Here is an 18630-nt window from a genome sequence, read left to right on the forward strand (position 1 = left end):
CGGCTGCGGCCACCGCGGGAGCGGGTCAGTTGTTGTCGATCTTGATGGTCGGGTCGGCACCGCTGATCAGCGAGTTGACCGTGGTGTTCGACCAGTTGACGCCTTCCAGCTTGATCGTCACATCGGCATTGGCCAGGCCGCCAGCAGCATTGAGCTTGCCTTCGGTGCTCACCTGCAAGGTCGACGAGCCGTCGACCGTGGTGATCTTCAGGAAGTTGTCGATGGTGCTGGCCTTCTCGCCCTGCAGCAGGTCGCGCAGGTCAAGACGGTCGCCCTCGACAGCCTTGAAGTCTTTGATCACGTCGTTGCCGATGTCACCGGCCTTCCACACGAAGGTATCGGCACCGCTGCCGCCGATCAGGATGTCATTGCCCTGGCCGCCAATCAGCGTGTCGTTGCCGGTACCGCCCAGCAGGATGTCATTGCCCTTGCCGCCATCGAGGTAGTCGTTGCCGCCCTGGCCGAAGAGGATGTCATTACCTGCACCGCCCATCAGGGTATCGGCGCCGTCGTTGCTGCCCGAGACATCGAACTCGGTGTAGTGCTCGCTGATGTACTTGTGCATCGCGCGGGCATCCACATCACCGGCATCCACGCCCAGCTTGTTGGCGACGTAACCCTGGATCGCCTCCACACCGGTGCCGGCGACCGACGGGAAGGTCAACAGGTCGCCGAAGATGATGTCGTTGCCGTCACCGCCGTTGACCGTGTCGTCACCCGGCTTGGTGACCTCGGTATGGCCGAGGATGGCGTCTGCCAGGTTGCTTGGGTCGATGTTGGTCTGCGGCTTGCCATCGGAGTCGAACGGCTTCAGGTCGCTGGTCTTGACGTCGTTGTTGAGGCCGATGGCCTCGACGTTGGACAGGCCGGACAACAGTTTGAAGCTGTCGACCGAGTTGTTGTAGGTCGCGTTACTGGTGGAGTTGCCAGTACCCGCCAGCGATGACAACTCGTAACTGCCATTGCCCTCGGCATGCACGGTACCCGACACGCCGTTGTACCAGTATCTTCCGCTCTGGTACTGCACCTGCAAGTTGCCACTGCTGTCGATGGAGATGTAGTTGCTGTTGTTGATGTAGGCGTTGACCGTCATGCCCGCCTTGTAATTGATCGAGGCGAGGTAGGTATCCAGCGAGACGCCCGAGGTCCCCAGGGTCGGGTTGGTGTTTTCGTTGGTCTGGTAGTAAGTCGGCTGGCCGTCGGTGATGAAGTACGTCTGGTTACTGCCAGTGCTGCCGGCATCCTTGAGGTTCTCGAACCAGTTGGCGGTGGTCTTGAAGGCATCTTCGTAGTTGGTGCCGCCGTTGGACTTCAGGTTGCTCAGCGCATTGAGCAGCGTCTGCAGGCCGGCATCGTTGAGGGTGACCGAGACGCTGCTCTTCACCTGGGTGGCGAAGTCGACCAGCAGAATGTTCACGGTGCCCGACTGCGAGCCCTTGACGCTCGCCGCCAGGGTCTTGAATACCGACTCCAGCGACGACTTCGCCGCGTTCACACCCGACGAGCCCATGCTGCCGGAGGTGTCGACGATGAAGGCGATGTTGTAGTCCTGGCCGGGTACCACGTGCAGGCCGCTGACATCCGCGACGACGATGTCATTGCCATCGGTGCCGGTGATGTTATCGCTGTCGGACGACAGGTTGCTGGTGTTGTAGCTCTGCGGGTAGACGGTGACCTTGATGGTGCCCTCGTTGGTCGCGGTGCTGCCGCCGACGCTTTCGGTGGAGGTCGACGTGACCTTCACGTCGAACTGGCCGGCGTAGTAGGCCGGTGGCTTGATGGTCAGGCTGCCGAGGTTCCAGCCGGTCACGTCCACTGCGGCAGTGCCGACAGTGAAGGTGTGCCCGGCGTTGTCCGCCACCACCGAACCTGCCGGGATGCCGCTGAGCTTGACGCTCAGGCTTTCCGAACCGTCGGTGTCGGTCAGCGTGGAGCTGATGCTTACCAGTTTCACCGGCGCACCGTTCTCGCCGCCTTCGTTGAGCTTGTAGCCGTCGTAGTAACCCTGGCCATTGCTGCCATGCAGGTCAGATACGGTGACACCGGCATTGGCCAGTGCACCGACGTTGGGGTACATCGGGATGTTGGCGCTGTTCAGGTCGGTGACCGCACCGTTGCCCACCTTGATGTTGACATCCAGGCTGCCCGGGCCGGCCTGGTTGGCGTTGTAGATCTCCAGGGTGTAGTAGCCGCTGGTGGTCGGGGTGAAGCTGCCGGAAATGCTACCGCTGCCCGAACCCCAGGTGGCGCCGGCGACGTTCTTGCCGCCGATGACGATCTGCAGGCTGTCGTCAGCGGTGCCGCTGAAGGTGTAGGTCTTGCCGGCTTCCAGGTAGATCAGGCCAGAGGTCTTCGAGCCTGTGCCGGGGGTGACGGTGGCCGACGTGTCGACCGTGGTCACCTGTTCGCTCTTGCTGGCGTTGCCAGAGTTGGCGAACACGTTCTTCAGCGCATCGCCGGTGATGCCGTTGCCGTTGGTGCCCAGGCCGGTGAGGCTGGTCCAGGTTTCCTTGGTCAGGCCGAGCGAGTTGACGTTGTTGCTGCCGATGGTCAGGTCCGGTTTGTCGGCGATCGGGTTGATATCGACCTTCAGCGTCGCTTCGCTGCCCGAGTTGGTGCCATCGAACGGCTTGAACTTGATCTGGGCGTAGTCGGCCTGTTTGTTGCCCACGCCGGTGCCACCATAACCATCAACGCCGGACTGGTTGGCCAGCGGTACGAACTTGAGTTTGCCAGCGGCGATGTCGCTTTGGCTGATGGTCTGGTTCAGGCTCACGTCGACCCACGCGGTGCCGTTGAAGAACTTCAGGCTGCCGAGGTCAGGCAGCTGGGTGATGGTCACGCCCAGGCCGCTGTTGCCATCAGCATCGGTGACGTTGAAGTTGCTCCACTGGAACACGTAGTCGGTGTCTTCGTTGCCCGTCACCGCACCACCGGTCGACACCGGTGCGTGGTCGTTGTCGACGACCGTAGTGGTGACGGACGACTTGCTCGCATCCACCTGCAAGTTCTCGAAACCACCGCCGGTGGCACCGCTGATCTTGATCACGATGTTTTCCGAGCCTTCGACGAGCTGGTCGTCGATGGTCTTGATATCGAAGGTCGCACTGCTGCTGCCAGCAGGGATCTTCACCGTGACCACGCCGGTGTAGTCCTGGCCGTTGGTGGCTGTGCCACTGTAGCTGAGGGTGACGGTGACCTCCGTCTTCGACGGGTTGCTCAGGGTCAGGGTGTAGTGGGCGGTATTGCCCTCATTTACCGATGTGTCACCGCTGATGCCCACGGTGGTCAGGTCGCCCTGGCCGCTCGGTTCGTCAGTGACGGTAGTGGTGACGGTGTTGCTGCCCAGGGTCAGTTTTTCGAAGTTGTCACCGCCGCTGACCGACTCGATCTTGTTGACGATGTTCGGCTGGCCACCGACGTACACATCATCCTTGGCAGTGATGGTGAACGTGCCGCTGGCGCTGTTGGCCGGGACGGTGACCTTGGTGCCGTCGGACAGGGTGAAGGTCAGGCCGTTATGGCCGGTGACCGACAGGCCCTGTGCATTGGTCAGGGTCACGGTGTAAGTGATCTGGCCGCCTTCAGCGACGGCGGTCTTGTCAGCCGTCAGGGTCGCGACCACCTCACTGAGGGTGTCGGTGATCTGCACGGTGGCGCTGCCACCCAGTTCCAGGTTCTCGAACGTCTTGCCCGCAACGGATGCGTCGGTGATGCCGACAGTCAGCGAACCTGGGTCCTTGAACACGTCTTCGCCCTGCGCCGACGCTTTGTAGACGGCCTCGGTCTGGCCGGCGAGGATAGTCACCTTGCCGCCGTTGGACAGGGTGATGTTCAGGTCGCGGTCCAGCTTCTGGTTCACTTTCACGGTGAACGAAGGCTGCTGGTCTTCGGTGACATTGCCATTGCTGACGATGGTCACGCTGACTTTGTCGCCCTGGTTGCCAGTGCCTGGCGTGCCCGAGCCTGGCTCGTCGGTGACCGAGGTGGTCACGGTGTTGCTGCCCAGGGTCAGTTTCTCGAAGTTGTCGGCCCCGGTGACCGATTCCAGCTTGTTGGCGATCGCCGGCTGGCCACCGACGTACACGTCGTCCGGTGCATTCATGGTGACGGTACCGCTGGCGCTGTTGGCCGGGATGGTGACCTTGGTGCCGTCGCTCAGGGTGAAGGTCAGGCCATTGTGGCCGGTGACCGACAGGCCCTGGGCGTTGGTCAGGGTCACGGTATAGGTGATCTGGCCACCTTCAGCGACGGTCGACTTGTCCGCGCTCAAGGTGGCAACCACCTCACTGAGGGTGTCGGTGATCTGTACCGTGGCGCTGCCACCCAGTTCCAGGTTCTCGAAGGTCTTGCCCGCGACGGTCGCTTCAGTGATACCGACGGTCAGCGAACCTGGGTCCTTGAACACGTCTTCGCCCTGCGCCGAGGCTTTGTAGATGGCCTCGGTCTGGCCGGCGAGGATAGTTACCTTGCCGCCGTTGGACAGGGTGATGTTCAGGTCGCGGTCCAGCTTCTGGCTGACTTTGACCGTGAAGCTTGGCTGCTGATCTTCAGTGACATTGCCATTGCTGACGATGGTCACGCTGACCTTGTCGCCCTGGTTGCCGGTACCTGGGGTACCCGAGCCTGGCTCGTCGGTGACGGTAGTGGTCACGGTGTTGCTACCCAGGGTCAGCTTCTCGAAGCTGTCGCCGCCGCTGACCGATTCGATCTTGTTGACGATGCTCGGCTGGCCACCGACGTACACATCATCCTTGGCGGTGATGGTGACCGTGCCGCTGGCGCTGTTGGCCGGGATGGTGACCTTGGTGCCGTCGCTCAGGGTGAAGGTCAGGCCGTTATGGCCGGTGACCGACAGGCCCTGGGCGTTGGTCAGGGTCACGGTGTAGGTGACCTGACCGCCTTCGGCGACAGTGGCTTTGTCGGCCGTCAGCGTGGCGACCACTTCGCTGAGGGTGTCGGTGATCTGCACGGTGGCGCTGCCACCCAGTTCGAGGTTCTCGAAGGTCTTGCCAGTAACGGTTGCCTCGGTAATGCCAACGGTCAGCGAACCATTGTCCTTGAACACGTCGTCGCCTTGGGCCGGCGCTTTGTAGATGGCTTCGGTCTGGCCGGCAGCGATCACCACCTGGCCGCCGTTGGACAGCTTCACGGTCAAGTCCTGATCCAGCTTCTGGCTGACCTTGACGGTAAAGCTTGGCTGTTGAGCCTCGTTCACGTCGCCATTGCTGACGATGGTCACGCTGACTTTGTCGCCCTGGTTACCGGTGCCCGGAGTGCCCGAGCCTGGCTCGTCAGTGACGGTAGTGGTGACGGCGTTGCTGCCCAGGGTGAGTTTTTCGAAGTTATCGCCGCCGCTGACCGATTCGATCTTGTTGACGATGTTCGGCTGGCCACCGACATACACATCATCCTTGGCGTTGATGGTGACCGTGCCGCTGGCGCTGTTGGCCGGGACGGTGACCTTGGTGCCGTCGCTCAGGGTGAAGGTCAAGCCGTTATGGCCGGTGACCGACAGGCCCTGGGCGTTGGTCAGGGTCACGGTGTAGGTGACTTGGCCACCTTCAGCGACGGTGGTCTTGTCAGCTGTCAGGGTCGCGACGACCTCGCTGAGGGTGTCGGTGATCTGCACGGTGGCCGAGCCGCCGACCTCGAGGTTTTCGAAGGTCTTGCCCGCGACGGTCGCTTCAGTGATACCAACGGTCAGCGAACCTGGGTCCTTGAACACGTCGTCGCCCTGCGCCGAGGCTTTGTAGATGGCCTCGGTCTGGCCGGCGAGGATCGTTACCTTGCCGCCGTTGGACAGGGTGATGTTCAGGTCGCGGTCCAGCTTCTGGCTGACTTTGACCGTGAAGCTTGGCTGCTGATCTTCAGTGACATTGCCATTGCTGACGATGGTCACGCTGACCTTGTCGCCCTGGTTGCTGGTACCTGGGGTACCCGAGCCTGGCTCGTCGGTGACCGAGGTGGTCACCGTGTTGCTGCCCAGGGTCAGTTTTTCGAAGTTGTCTGCGCCCGTGACCGATTCCAGTTTGTTGGCAATCGCCGGTTGGCCACCGACGTAGACGTCGTCCGGCGCATTGATGGTGATGGTACCCGTGGCGCTGCTGGCCGGAACGGTGACCTTGGTGCCGTCGCTCAGGGTGAAGGTCAGGCCATTGTGGCCGGTGACCGACAGGCCTTGAGCATTGGTCAGGGTGACCGTGTAAGTGATCTGGCCACCTTCAGCGACGGTAGTCTTGTCTGCGGTCAGGGTCGCAACGACTTCGCTGGTGGTGTCGGTGATCTGCACGGTGGCCGAACCGCCGACTTCGAGGTTTTCGAAGGTCTTGCCAGCCACGGTCGCATCGGTAATGCCGACGGTCAGCGAGCTTGGGTCCTTGAAGACGTCATCACCCTGCGCTGGCGCCTGGTAGATGGCTTCGGTCTGACCCGCGGTGATCACCACCTGGCCGCCGTTGGACAGCTTGACGGTCAAATCGTGGTCGAGCTTCTGGCTCACTTTCACCGTGAACGAAGGCTGCTGGTCCTCGGTGACATTGCCGTTGCTGACGATGGTCACGCTGACCTTGTCGCCCTCGTTGCCCGTGCCCGGAGTACCGGTGCCTGGTTCGTCGGTGACTTCGGTCTTCACCTGATCCTGACCGAGGGTCAGCTTCTCGAAGTCGTCCGCCCCTTCAACCGACTCCAGCTTGTTGGTGATGGCTGGCTGGCCGCCAACGTAGACGTCATCGTTGGCGGTGATGGTGACCGTGCCGCTGGCGCTGTTGGCCGGGACGGTCACCTTGGTGCCGTCGGACAGGGTGAAGGTCAGGCCGTTGTGGCCAGTGACCGACAGGCCCTGGGCGTTGGTCAGGGTCACGGTGTAGGTGATCTGGCCGCCTTCCGCGACGGTAGTTTTGTCTGCGGTCAGGGTCGCGACCACTTCGCTGGTGGTGTCGGTGATCTGGACGGTGGCGCTGTTGCCCAGCTCCAGATTTTCGAAGGTTTTACCCGCTACGGTCGCATCGGTAATGCCGACGGTCAGCGAGCCGCCGTCTTTGAAGACGTCGTCACCCTGGGCCGGTGCCTGGTAGACGGCTTCGGTCTGGCCAGCAGCGATCACGACCTGGCCACCGTTGGACAGGTTGACGGTCAAATCGTGGTCGAGCTTCTGGCTCACCTTGACGGTGAAGGTTGGTTGTTCAGCTTCGTTCACATCGCCATTGCTGACGATGGTGACGCTGACCTTGTCTCCTTCGTTGCCAGAGCCCGGAGTACCGGTGCCTGGTTCGTCGGTGACTTCGGTCTTCACCTGATCCTGGCCGAGGGTCAGCTTCTCGAAGTCGTCCGCCCCTTCAACTGATTCCAGCTTGTTGGTAATCGCTGGCTGGCCGCCAACGTAGACATCGTCCGGCGCAGTGATGGTGATGGTGCCGGTAGCGCTGTTGGCTGGGACGGTGACCTTGGTGCCATCGGACAGGGTGAAGGTCAGGCCGTTGTGGCCAGTGACCGACAGGCCCTGGGCGTTGGTCAGGGTCACGGTGTAAGTGATCTGGCCACCTTCCGCGACGGTGGTCTTGTCTGCCGTCAGGGTGGCGACCACTTCGCTGACGGTATCGGTGATCTGCACGGTGGCGCCGCCACCCAGCTCCAGGTTTTCGAAGGTTTTGCCGGTCACTGTCGCATCGGTAATGCCGACGGTCAGCGAGCCGCCGTCTTTGAAGACGTCATCACCCTGGGCCGGTGCCTGGTAGATGGCTTCGGTCTGGCCGGCGGCGATCACCACCTGGCCACCGTTGGACAGGTTGACGGTGAGGTCGTGGTCCAGTTTCTGGCCCACTTTCACCGTGAACGAAGGCTGCTGATCTTCAGTGACATTGCCATTGCTGACGATGGTGACCGAAACCTTGTCACCTTCGTTGCCCGTGCCCGGAGTGCCGGTGCCTGGTTCGTCAGTGACTTCGGTCTTCACCTGATCCTGGCCGAGGGTCAGCTTCTCGAAGTCGTCCGCACCTTCAACTGATTCGAGCTTGTTAGTAATCGCCGGCTGGCCGCCAACATAGACGTCGTCTGGCGCAGTGATGGTGATGGTGCCGGTAGCGCTGTTGGCCGGGACGGTGACCTTGGTGCCGTCGGACAGGGTGAAGGTCAGGCCATTGTGGCCGGTGACCGACAGGCCTTGAGCATTGGTCAGGGTCACGGTGTAAGTGATCTGGCCGCCCTCGGCGACGGTAGTTTTGTCCGCCGTCAGGGTGGCGACCACTTCGCTGACGGTATCGGTGATCTGCACGGTGGCGCCGCCACCCAGCTCCAGGTTTTCGAAGGTTTTGCCGGTCACTGTCGCATCGGTAATGCCGACGGTCAGCGAGCCGCCGTCTTTGAAGACGTCATCACCCTGGGCCGGTGCCTGGTAGATGGCTTCGGTCTGGCCGGCGGCGATCACGACTTGACCACCGTTGGACAGGTTGACGGTGAGGTCGTGGTCCAGTTTCTGGCCCACTTTCACCGTGAACGAAGGCTGCTGATCTTCAGTGACATTGCCATTGCTGACGATGGTGACCGAAACCTTGTCACCTTCGTTGCCCGTGCCCGGAGTGCCGGTGCCTGGTTCGTCAGTGACTTCGGTCTTCACCTGATCCTGGCCGAGGGTCAGCTTCTCGAAGTCGTCCGCACCTTCAACCGATTCGAGCTTGTTAGTAATCGCCGGCTGGCCGCCAACATAGACGTCGTCTGGCGCAGTGATGGTGATGGTGCCGGTAGCGCTGTTGGCCGGGACGGTGACCTTGGTGCCGTCGGACAGGGTGAAGGTCAGGCCATTGTGGCCGGTGACCGACAGGCCTTGAGCATTGGTCAGGGTCACGGTGTAGGTGATCTGGCCGCCTTCCGCGACGGTAGTTTTGTCTGCGGTCAGGGTCGCGACCACTTCGCTGGTGGTGTCGGTGATCTGGACGGTGGCCGAACCGCCACCGAGTTCGAGGTTCTCGAAGGTTTTGCCGGCGACCGTTGCGTCAGTGACGCTGACAGTCAGCGAACCTGGATCTTTGAAGACGTCATCACCCTGGGCCGGTGCCTGGTAGACGGCTTCGGTCTGGCCGGCGGCGATCACTACCTGGCCACCGTTGGACAGGTTGATTGTCAGGTCTTGGTCGAGCTTCTGGCTGACCTTGACGGTGAAGGTCGGTTGTTCAGCCTCGTTCACATCGCCATTGCTGACAATGGTCACCGAAACCTTGTCGCCTTCGTTGCCCGTGCCCGGAGTGCCGGTGCCTGGTTCGTCAGTCACGGTCGTGGTGACGGAACTGTCGCCCAGGGTCAGTTTTTCAAAGTTGTCCGCACCCTCAACCGACTCCAGCTTGTTGGTAATCGCTGGCTGGCCGCCAACGTAGACATCGTCTGGCGCAGTGATGGTGATGGTGCCGGTAGCGCTGTTGGCTGGGACGGTGACCTTGGTGCCATCGGACAGGGTGAAAGTCAGGCCGTTGTGGCCGGTGACCGACAGGCCTTGTGCGTTGGTCAGGGTCACGGTGTAAGTGATCTGGCCGCCTTCGGCGACGGTGGTCTTGTCTGCCGTCAGGGTGGCGACCACTTCGCTGGTGGTATCGGTGATCTGGACGGTGGCGCTGTTGCCCAGCTCCAGATTTTCGAAGGTTTTACCCGCTACGGTCGCATCGGTAATGCCGACGGTCAGCGAGCCGCCGTCCTTGAAGACGTCATCACCTTGGGCTGGTGCCTGGTAGATGGCTTCGGTCTGGCCGGCGGCGATCACGACTTGACCACCGTTGGACAGGTTGACGGTGAGGTCGTGGTCGAGTTTCTGGCTGACCTTGACGGTGAAGGTTGGTTGTTCAGCCTCGTTCACATCGCCATTGCTGACAATGGTCACGCTGACTTTGTCGCCTTCGTTGCCAGAGCCCGGAGTACCGGTGCCTGGTTCGTCGGTGACTTCGGTCTTCACCTGATCCTGGCCGAGGGTCAGCTTCTCGAAGTCGTCCGCCCCTTCAACCGATTCCAGCTTGTTGGTAATCGCTGGCTGGCCGCCAACGTAGACATCGTCCGGCGCAGTGATGGTGATGGTGCCGGTAGCGCTGTTGGCTGGGACGGTGACCTTGGTGCCATCGGACAGGGTGAAGGTCAGGCCGTTGTGGCCAGTGACCGACAGGCCCTGGGCGTTGGTCAGGGTCACGGTGTAAGTGATCTGGCCACCTTCCGCGACGGTGGTCTTGTCTGCCGTCAGGGTGGCGACCACTTCGCTGGTGGTGTCGGTGATCTGGACGGTGGCCGAACCGCCGACTTCGAGGTTCTCGAAGGTTTTGCCGGCGACCGTTGCGTCAGTGACGCTGACAGTCAGCGAACCTGGATCTTTGAAGACGTCATCACCTTGGGCCGGAGCCTGGTAGATCGCTTCGGTCTGGCCGGCGGCGATCACCACCTGGCCACCGTTGGACAGGTTCACGGTCAAATCGTGGTCGAGCTTCTGGCTCACCTTGACGGTGAAGGTTGGTTGTTCAGCCTCGTTCACATCGCCATTGCTGACGATGGTGACCGAAACCTTGTCGCCTTCGTTGCCCGTGCCCGGGGTGCCGGTGCCTGGTTCGTCAGTCACGGTCGTGGTGACGGAGCTGTCGCCCAGGGTCAGTTTTTCGAAGTCGTCCGCACCCTCAACCGATTCGAGTTTGTTGACGATGTTTGGCTGGCCACCGACGTACACATCATCGTTGGCGGTGATGGTGATCGTGCCGGTAGCGCTGTTGGCCGGGACGGTCACCTTGGTGCCATCGGACAGGGTGAAGGTCAGGCCGTTGTGGCCAGTGACCGACAGGCCTTGTGCGTTGGTCAGGGTCACGGTGTAGGTGATCTGGCCACCTTCCGCGACGGTGGTTTTGTCCGCCGTCAGTGTGGCAACGACTTCGCTGGTGGTGTCGGTGATCTGCACGGTGGCCGAACCGCCGACTTCGAGGTTTTCGAAGGTCTTGCCAGCCACGGTCGCATCGATAATGCCGACGGTCAGCGAGCCGCCGTCTTTGAAGACGTCGTCACCCTGGGCCGGCGCCTGGTAGATGGCTTCGGTCTGGCCGGCAGCGATCACGACTTGGCCGCCGTTGGACAGGTTCACAGTCAGGTCGTGGTCCAGCTTCTGGCTGACCTTGACGGTAAAGGTCGGCTGCTCGGCCTCGTTTACATCGCCATTGCTGACGATGGTGACGCTGACCTTGTCGCCCTCGTTACTCGTGCCCGGAGTACCGGTGCCCGGTTCGTCAGTCACGGTCGTGGTGACGGAGCTGTCACCCAAGGTAAGTTTTTCGAAGTCGTCCGCACCTTCAACCGATTCGAGCTTGTTGGTAATCGCCGGCTGGCCGCCAACATAGACGTCGTCTGGCGCAGTGATGGTGATGGTGCCGGTCGCGCTGTTGGCCGGGACGGTGACTTTGGTGCCATCGCTCAGGGTGAAGGTCAGGCCGTTGTGGCTAGTGACCGACAAGCCCTGGGCGTTGGTCAGGGTCACGGTGTAGGTGATCTGGCCGCCTTCCGCGACGGTGGTCTTGTCTGCCGTCAGGGTGGCAACGACTTCGCTGGTGGTGTCGGTGATCTGGACGGTGGCGCTGTTGCCCAGTTCCAGATTCTCGAAGGTCTTGCCAGCTACGGTCGCATCGGTAATGCCGACGGTGAGAGAGCCGCCGTCCTTGAAGACGTCATCGCCCTGGGCCGGAGCCTGGTAGATCGCTTCGGTCTGGCCAGCAGCGATCACGACCTGACCACCGTTGGACAGGTTCACGGTCAAATCGTGGTCGAGCTTCTGGCTCACCTTGACGGTGAAGGTTGGTTGTTCAGCTTCGTTCACATCGCCATTGCTGACAATGGTCACCGAAACCTTGTCGCCTTCGTTGCTCGTGCCCGGAGTACCGGTGCCCGGCTCGTCAGTCACGGTCGTGGTGACGGAGCTGTCGCCCAGGGTCAGTTTTTCGAAGTCGTCCGCCCCTTCAACTGATTCCAGCTTGTTAGTAATCGCCGGCTGGCCGCCAACATAAACGTCGTCCGGCGCGGTGATGGTGATGGTGCCGGTCGCGCTGTTGGCCGGGACGGTCACCTTGGTGCCATCGGACAGGGTGAAGGTCAGGCCGTTGTGGCCAGCGACCGACAGGCCCTGGGCGTTGGTCAGGGTCACGGTGTAAGTGATCTGGCCACCTTCCGCGACGGTGGTCTTGTCTGCGGTCAGGGTGGCAACGACTTCGCTGGTGGTGTCGGTGATCTGGACGGTAGCGCTGTTGCCCAGTTCCAGATTCTCGAAGGTTTTGCCGGCGACCGTTGCGTCAGTGACGCTGACAGTCAGCGAACCTGGATCTTTGAAGACGTCATCACCCTGGGCCGGAGCCTGGTAGATGGCTTCGGTCTGGCCAGCAGCGATCACGACCTGGCCACCGTTGGACAGGTTCACGGTCAAATCGTGGTCGAGCTTCTGGCTCACCTTGACGGTGAAGGTTGGTTGTTCAGCCTCGTTCACATCGCCATTGCTGACAATGGTCACCGAAACCTTGTCGCCTTCGTTGCCCGTGCCCGGAGTGCCGGTGCCTGGTTCGTCAGTCACGGTCGTGGTGACGGAACTGTCGCCCAGGGTCAGTTTTTCGAAGTCGTCCGCACCCTCAACCGATTCGAGTTTGTTGACGATGTTTGGCTGGCCACCGACGTACACATCATCGTTGGCGGTGATGGTGACCGTGCCGGTAGCGCTGTTGGCCGGGACGGTCACCTTGGTGCCGTCGGACAGGGTGAAGGTCAGGCCATTGTGGCCAGTGACCGACAGGCCCTGGGCGTTGGTCAGGGTCACGGTGTAAGTGATCTGGCCACCTTCCGCGACGGTGGTTTTGTCCGCCGTCAGGGTCGCGACCACTTCGCTGGTGGTGTCGGTGATCTGGACGGTAGCCGAACCGCCAACTTCGAGGTTTTCGAAAGTCTTGCCAGCCACGGTCGCATCGGTAATGCCGACGGTCAGCGAACCTGGATCTTTGAAGACATCATCACCCTGGGCCGGTGCCTGGTAGATCGCTTCGGTCTGGCCAGCGGCGATGACCACTTGGCCACCGTTGGACAGGTTGATTGTCAGGTCGTGGTCGAGCTTCTGGCTCACTTTGACGGTGAAGGTTGGTTGTTCAGCCTCATTCACATCGCCATTGCTGACAATGGTCACGCTGACTTTGTCACCTTCGTTGCCAGTGCCCGGGGTGCCGGTGCCCGGCTCGTCAGTCACGGTCGTGGTGACGGAACTGTCGCCCAGGGTCAGCTTCTCGAAGTCGTCGCCGCCGCTGACCGACTCGATCTTGTTGACGATGTTCGGCTGGCCACCGACGTACACATCATCGTTGGCGGTGATGGTGACCGTGCCGGTAGCGCTGTTGGCTGGGACGGTGACCTTGGTGCCGTCGGACAGGGTGAAGGTCAGGCCATTGTGGCCGGTGACCGACAGGCCCTGTGCGTTGGTCAGGGTCACGGTGTAAGTGATCTGGCCACCTTCCGCGACGGTAGTTTTGTCTGCCGTCAGGGTGGCGACCACTTCGCTGGTGGTGTCGGTGATCTGGACGGTGGCGCTGTTGCCCAGCTCCAGATTTTCGAAGGTTTTACCCGCTACGGTCGCATCGGTAATGCCGACGGTCAGCGAGCCGCCGTCCTTGAAGACGTCATCACCCTGGGCCGGCGCCTGGTAGATGGCTTCGGTCTGGCCAGCGGCGATGACCACCTGACCGCCGTTCGACAGGTTCACAGTCAGGTCGTGGTCCAGCTTCTGGCTGACCTTGACGGTAAAGGTCGGCTGCTCGGCCTCGTTTACATCGCCATTGCTGACAATGGTCACCGAAACCTTGTCGCCTTCGTTGCCCGTGCCCGGGGTGCCGGTGCCTGGTTCGTCAGTCACGGTCGTGGTGACGGAGCTGTCGCCCAGGGTCAGCTTCTCGAAGTCGTCCGCACCTTCAACCGATTCGAGTTTGTTGACGATGTTTGGCTGGCCACCGACGTACACATCATCGTTGGCGGTGATGGTGACCGTGCCGGTAGCGCTGTTGGCTGGGACGGTCACCTTGGTGCCGTCGGACAGGGTGAAGGTCAGGCCATTGTGGCCAGTGACCGACAGGCCCTGGGCGTTGGTCAGGGTCACGGTGTAGGTGATCTGGCCGCCTTCAGCGACGGTGGTCTTGTCTGCGGTCAGGGTCGCAACGACTTCGCTGGTGGTGTCGGTGATCTGGACGGTGGCGCCGCCACCGAGTTCGAGGTTCTCGAAGGTTTTGCCGGCGACGGTTGCATCGGTAATGCCGACGGTCAGCGAGCCGCCGTCCTTGAAGACGTCATCACCCTGGGCCGGCGCCTGGTAGATGGCTTCGGTCTGGCCGGCGGCGATGACCACTTGGCCACCGTTGGACAGGTTGATAGTCAGGTCGTGGTCGAGCTTCTGGCTCACTTTCACCGTGAACGAAGGCTGCTGGTCCTCAGTGACGTTGCCGTTGCTGACGATGGTCACGCTGACCTTGTCGCCTTCGTTGCCCGTGCCCGGAGTGCCGGTGCCTGGTTCGTCGGTGACTTCGGTCTTCACCTGATCCTGGCCCAGGGTCAGCTTCTCGAAGTCGTCCGCACCTTCAACCGACTCCAGCTTGTTGGTAATCGCTGGCTGGCCGCCAACGTAGACATCGTCCGGCGCATTGATGGTGACGGTACCGCTGGCGCTGTTGGCCGGGACGGTCACCTTGGTGCCGTCGGACAGGGTGAAGGTCAGGCCGTTGTGGCCGGTGACCGACAGGCCCTGGGCGTTGGTCAGGGTCACGGTGTAAGTGATCTGGCCGCCTTCCGCAACGGTGGTCTTGTCTGCGGTCAGGGTCGCGACCACTTCACTGGTAGTGTCGGTGATCTGGACAGTGGCCGAACCGCCGACTTCGAGATTCTCGAAGGTTTTGCCAGCCACGGCCGCGTCGGTGATGCCGACGGTCAGCGAGCCTGGATCTTTGAAGACGTCGTCACCCTGGGCCGGCGCCTGGTAGATCGCCTCGGTCTGACCCGCGGCGATCACGACTTGCCCACCGTTGGACAGGTTCACGGTGAGGTCGTGGTCCAGCTTCTGGCTGACCTTGACGGTGAAGGTCGGCTGCTCAGCCTCGTTCACATCGCCATTGCTGACGATAGTGACGGAAACCTTGTCGCCCTCGTTGCCAGTGCCCGGAGTACCGGTGCCCGGTTCGTCAGTCACGGTCGTGGTGACGGAGCTGTCACCCAGGGTCAGTTTTTCGAAGTCGTCCGCACCTGCAACCGATTCGAGCTTGTTGGTAATCGCCGGCTGGCCGCCAACGTAGACATCGTCCGGCGCAGTGATGGTGATGGTGCCGGTAGCGCTGTTGGCTGGGACGGTGACCTTGGTGCCGTCGGACAGGGTGAAGGTCAGGCCATTATGGCCAGTGACCGACAGGCCTTGAGCATTGGTCAGGGTCACGGTGTAGGTGATCTGGCCGCCTTCCGCAACGGTGGTTTTGTCTGCGGTCAGGGTCGCGACCACTTCACTGGTAGTGTCGGTGATCTGGACAGTGGCCGAACCGCCGACTTCGAGATTCTCGAAGGTTTTGCCAGCCACGGCCGCGTCGGTAATGCCGACAGTCAGCGAACCGCCGTCCTTGAAGACGTCATCACCCTGGGCCGGTGCCTGGTAGATGGCTTCGGTCTGGCCGGCGGCGATCACGACTTGACCACCGTTGGACAGGTTGACGGTGAGGTCGTGGTCGAGTTTCTGGCTGACCTTGACGGTGAAGGTCGGTTGTTCAGCCTCGTTCACATCGCCATTGCTGACGATGGTGACCGAAACCTTGTCGCCTTCGTTGCCAGTGCCCGGAGTACCGGTGCCCGGCTCGTCAGTCACGGTCGTGGTGACGGAGCTGTCGCCCAGGGTCAGCTTCTCGAAGTCGTCCGCACCCTCAACCGACTCCAGCTTGTTGGTAATCGCCGGCTGGCCGCCAACGTAGACGTCGTCCGGCGCAGTGATGGTGATGGTGCCGCTGGCGCTGTTGGCTGGGACGGTCACCTTGGTGCCGTCGGACAGGGTGAAGGTCAGGCCGTTGTGGCCAGTGACCGACAGGCCCTGGGCGTTGGTCAGGGTCACGGTGTAAGTGATCTGGCCACCTTCCGCGACGGTGGTCTTGTCTGCGGTCAGGGTGGCAACGACTTCGCTGGTGGTGTCGGTGATCTGGACGGTAGCGCTGTTGCCCAGTTCCAGATTCTCGAAGGTTTTGCCGGCGACCGTTGCGTCAGTGACGCTGACAGTCAGCGAACCTGGATCTTTGAAGACGTCATCACCCTGGGCCGGAGCCTGGTAGATCGCTTCGGTCTGGCCGGCAGCGATCACGACTTGGCCGCCGTTGGACAGGTTGATAGTCAGATCGTGGTCGAGCTTCTGGCTCACTTTCACCGTGAACGAAGGCTGCTGGTCCTCGGTGACATTGCCGTTGCTGACGATGGTCACGCTGACCTTGTCGCCCTCGTTGCCCGTGCCCGGAGTACCGGTGCCTGGTTCGTCAGTCACGGTCGTGGTGACGGAGCTGTCGCCCAGGGTCAGTTTTTCAAAGTTGTCCGCACCCTCAACCGACTCCAGCTTGTTGGTAATCGCTGGCTGGCCGCCAACGTAGACATCGTCCGGCGCAGTGATGGTGATGGTGCCGGTGGCGCTGTTGGCCGGTACGGTCACCTTGGTGCCGTCGGACAGGGTGAAGGTCAGGCCATTGTGGCCGGTGACCGACAGGCCTTGAGCATTGGTCAGGGTCACGGTGTAGGTGATCTGGCCACCTTCCGCGACGGTGGTCTTGTCTGCGGTCAGGGTCGCAACGACTTCGCTGGTGGTGTCGGTGATCTGGACGGTGGCGCCGCCACCGAGTTCGAGGTTCTCGAAGGTTTTGCCGGCGACGGTTGCATCGGTAATGCCGACGGTCAGCGAGCCGCCGTCCTTGAAGACGTCATCACCCTGGGCCGGCGCCTGGTAGATGGCTTCGGTCTGGCCGGCGGCGATCACTACCTGGCCACCGTTGGACAGGTTGATTGTCAGGTCTTGGTCGAGCTTCTGGCTGACCTTGACGGTGAAGGTCGGTTGTTCAGCCTCGTTCACATCGCCATTGCTGACGATAGTGACGGAAACCTTGTCGCCTTCGTTGCCCGTGCCCGGAGTACCGGTGCCTGGTTCGTCAGTCACGGTCGTGGTGACGGAACTGTCGCCCAGGGTCAGCTTCTCGAAGTCGTCCGCACCCTCAACCGACTCCAGCTTGTTGGTAATCGCCGGCTGGCCGCCAACGTAGACGTCGTCGGGCGCAGCGATGGTGACCGTGCCGGTAGCGCTGTTGGCTGGGACGGTCACCTTGGTGCCGTCGGACAGGGTGAAGGTCAGGCCATTGTGGCCGGTAACCGACAGACCCTGGGCGTTGGTCAGGGTCACGGTGTAAGTGATCTGGCCGCCCTCGGCGACGGTAGTTTTGTCCGCCGTCAGGGTGGCAACGACTTCGCTGGTGGTGTCGGTGATCTGGACGGTGGCGCTGTTGCCCAGTTCCAGATTCTCAAAGGTTTTGCCAGCCACGGTGGCGTCGGTAATGCCGACAGTCAGCGAACCTGGATCTTTGAAGACGTCATCGCCCTGGGCTGGCGCCTGGTAGATGGCTTCAGTCTGGCCGGCAGCGATCACGACTTGGCCGCCGTTGGACAGGTTGATAGTCAGATCGTGGTCGAGCTTCTGGCTCACTTTCACCGTGAACGAAGGCTGCTGATCTTCAGTGACATTGCCGTTGCTAACGATGGTGACGGAAACCTTGTCGCCCTCGTTACCAGTGCCCGGAGTACCGGTGCCTGGCTCGTCAGTCACAGTCGTGGTGACGGAGCTGTCGCCCAGGGTCAGTTTTTCGAAGTCGTCCGCCCCTTCAACCGACTCCAGCTTGTTGGTAATCGCCGGCTGGCCGCCAACGTAGACGTCATCGTTGGCGGTGATGGTGACCGTGCCGCTGGCGCTGTTGGCCGGAACGGTCACCTTGGTGCCGTCGGACAGGGTGAAGGTCAGGCCGTTGTGGCCGGTGACCGACAGGCCCTGGGCGTTGGTCAGGGTCACGGTGTAAGTGATCTGGCCACCTTCCGCGACGGTGGTTTTGTCCGCCGTCAGGGTGGCGACCACTTCGCTGACGGTATCGGTGATCTGAACGGTAGCGGAACCGCTCAGCTTCAGGTCTTCGAATGTCTTGCCGGCAACGCTTGCATCAACCACACCAAGGGTAACCGAGCCTGCGTCCTTGAATACATCATCGCCCTGCGCTGGAAGGCTGTAAGTGGCCGTGCTTTGACCCGCAGCGATGACGACGGTCGCACCGTTGCTCAATGTTACGGTCAGGTCGTGATCCAGCTTCTGGCTAACCGAGACGGTAAAGCTCGGTGCCTGAGCTTCAGTAACATCGCCATTACCGACGATGCTGACGGTAACGGTATCGATGCTGTCGTTGATCACCGTCTCGGCAGGCGCCGGGTTCGGCGTCAGTTGCTCGAAGTTGCCACCGGTAGCGCCGGTGATGGTGGTGCTGACCGTCGAGCCATTGTTGTAAACGTCATTGGCCGGCGTCTGGAAGTCCACGGTGCCAGTGGTCTTGCCTGCTTCAACGGTGA

Annotated in this window: 1 protein-coding gene; it reads right to left on the bottom strand. The window is 61.7% G+C overall.

The window, feature by feature from the left end:
* Positions 1 to 25 precede the first annotated feature (25 nt).
* On the bottom strand, positions 26 to 18630 hold an 18605-nt coding region (locus tag ACIPIJ_RS17730), incomplete at its 5' end, for an immunoglobulin-like domain-containing protein (protein ID WP_401078998.1).

It is taken from the genome of Pseudomonas sp. NPDC087185, from assembly GCF_044744955.1.
Taxonomy (GTDB): domain Bacteria; phylum Pseudomonadota; class Gammaproteobacteria; order Pseudomonadales; family Pseudomonadaceae; genus Aquipseudomonas.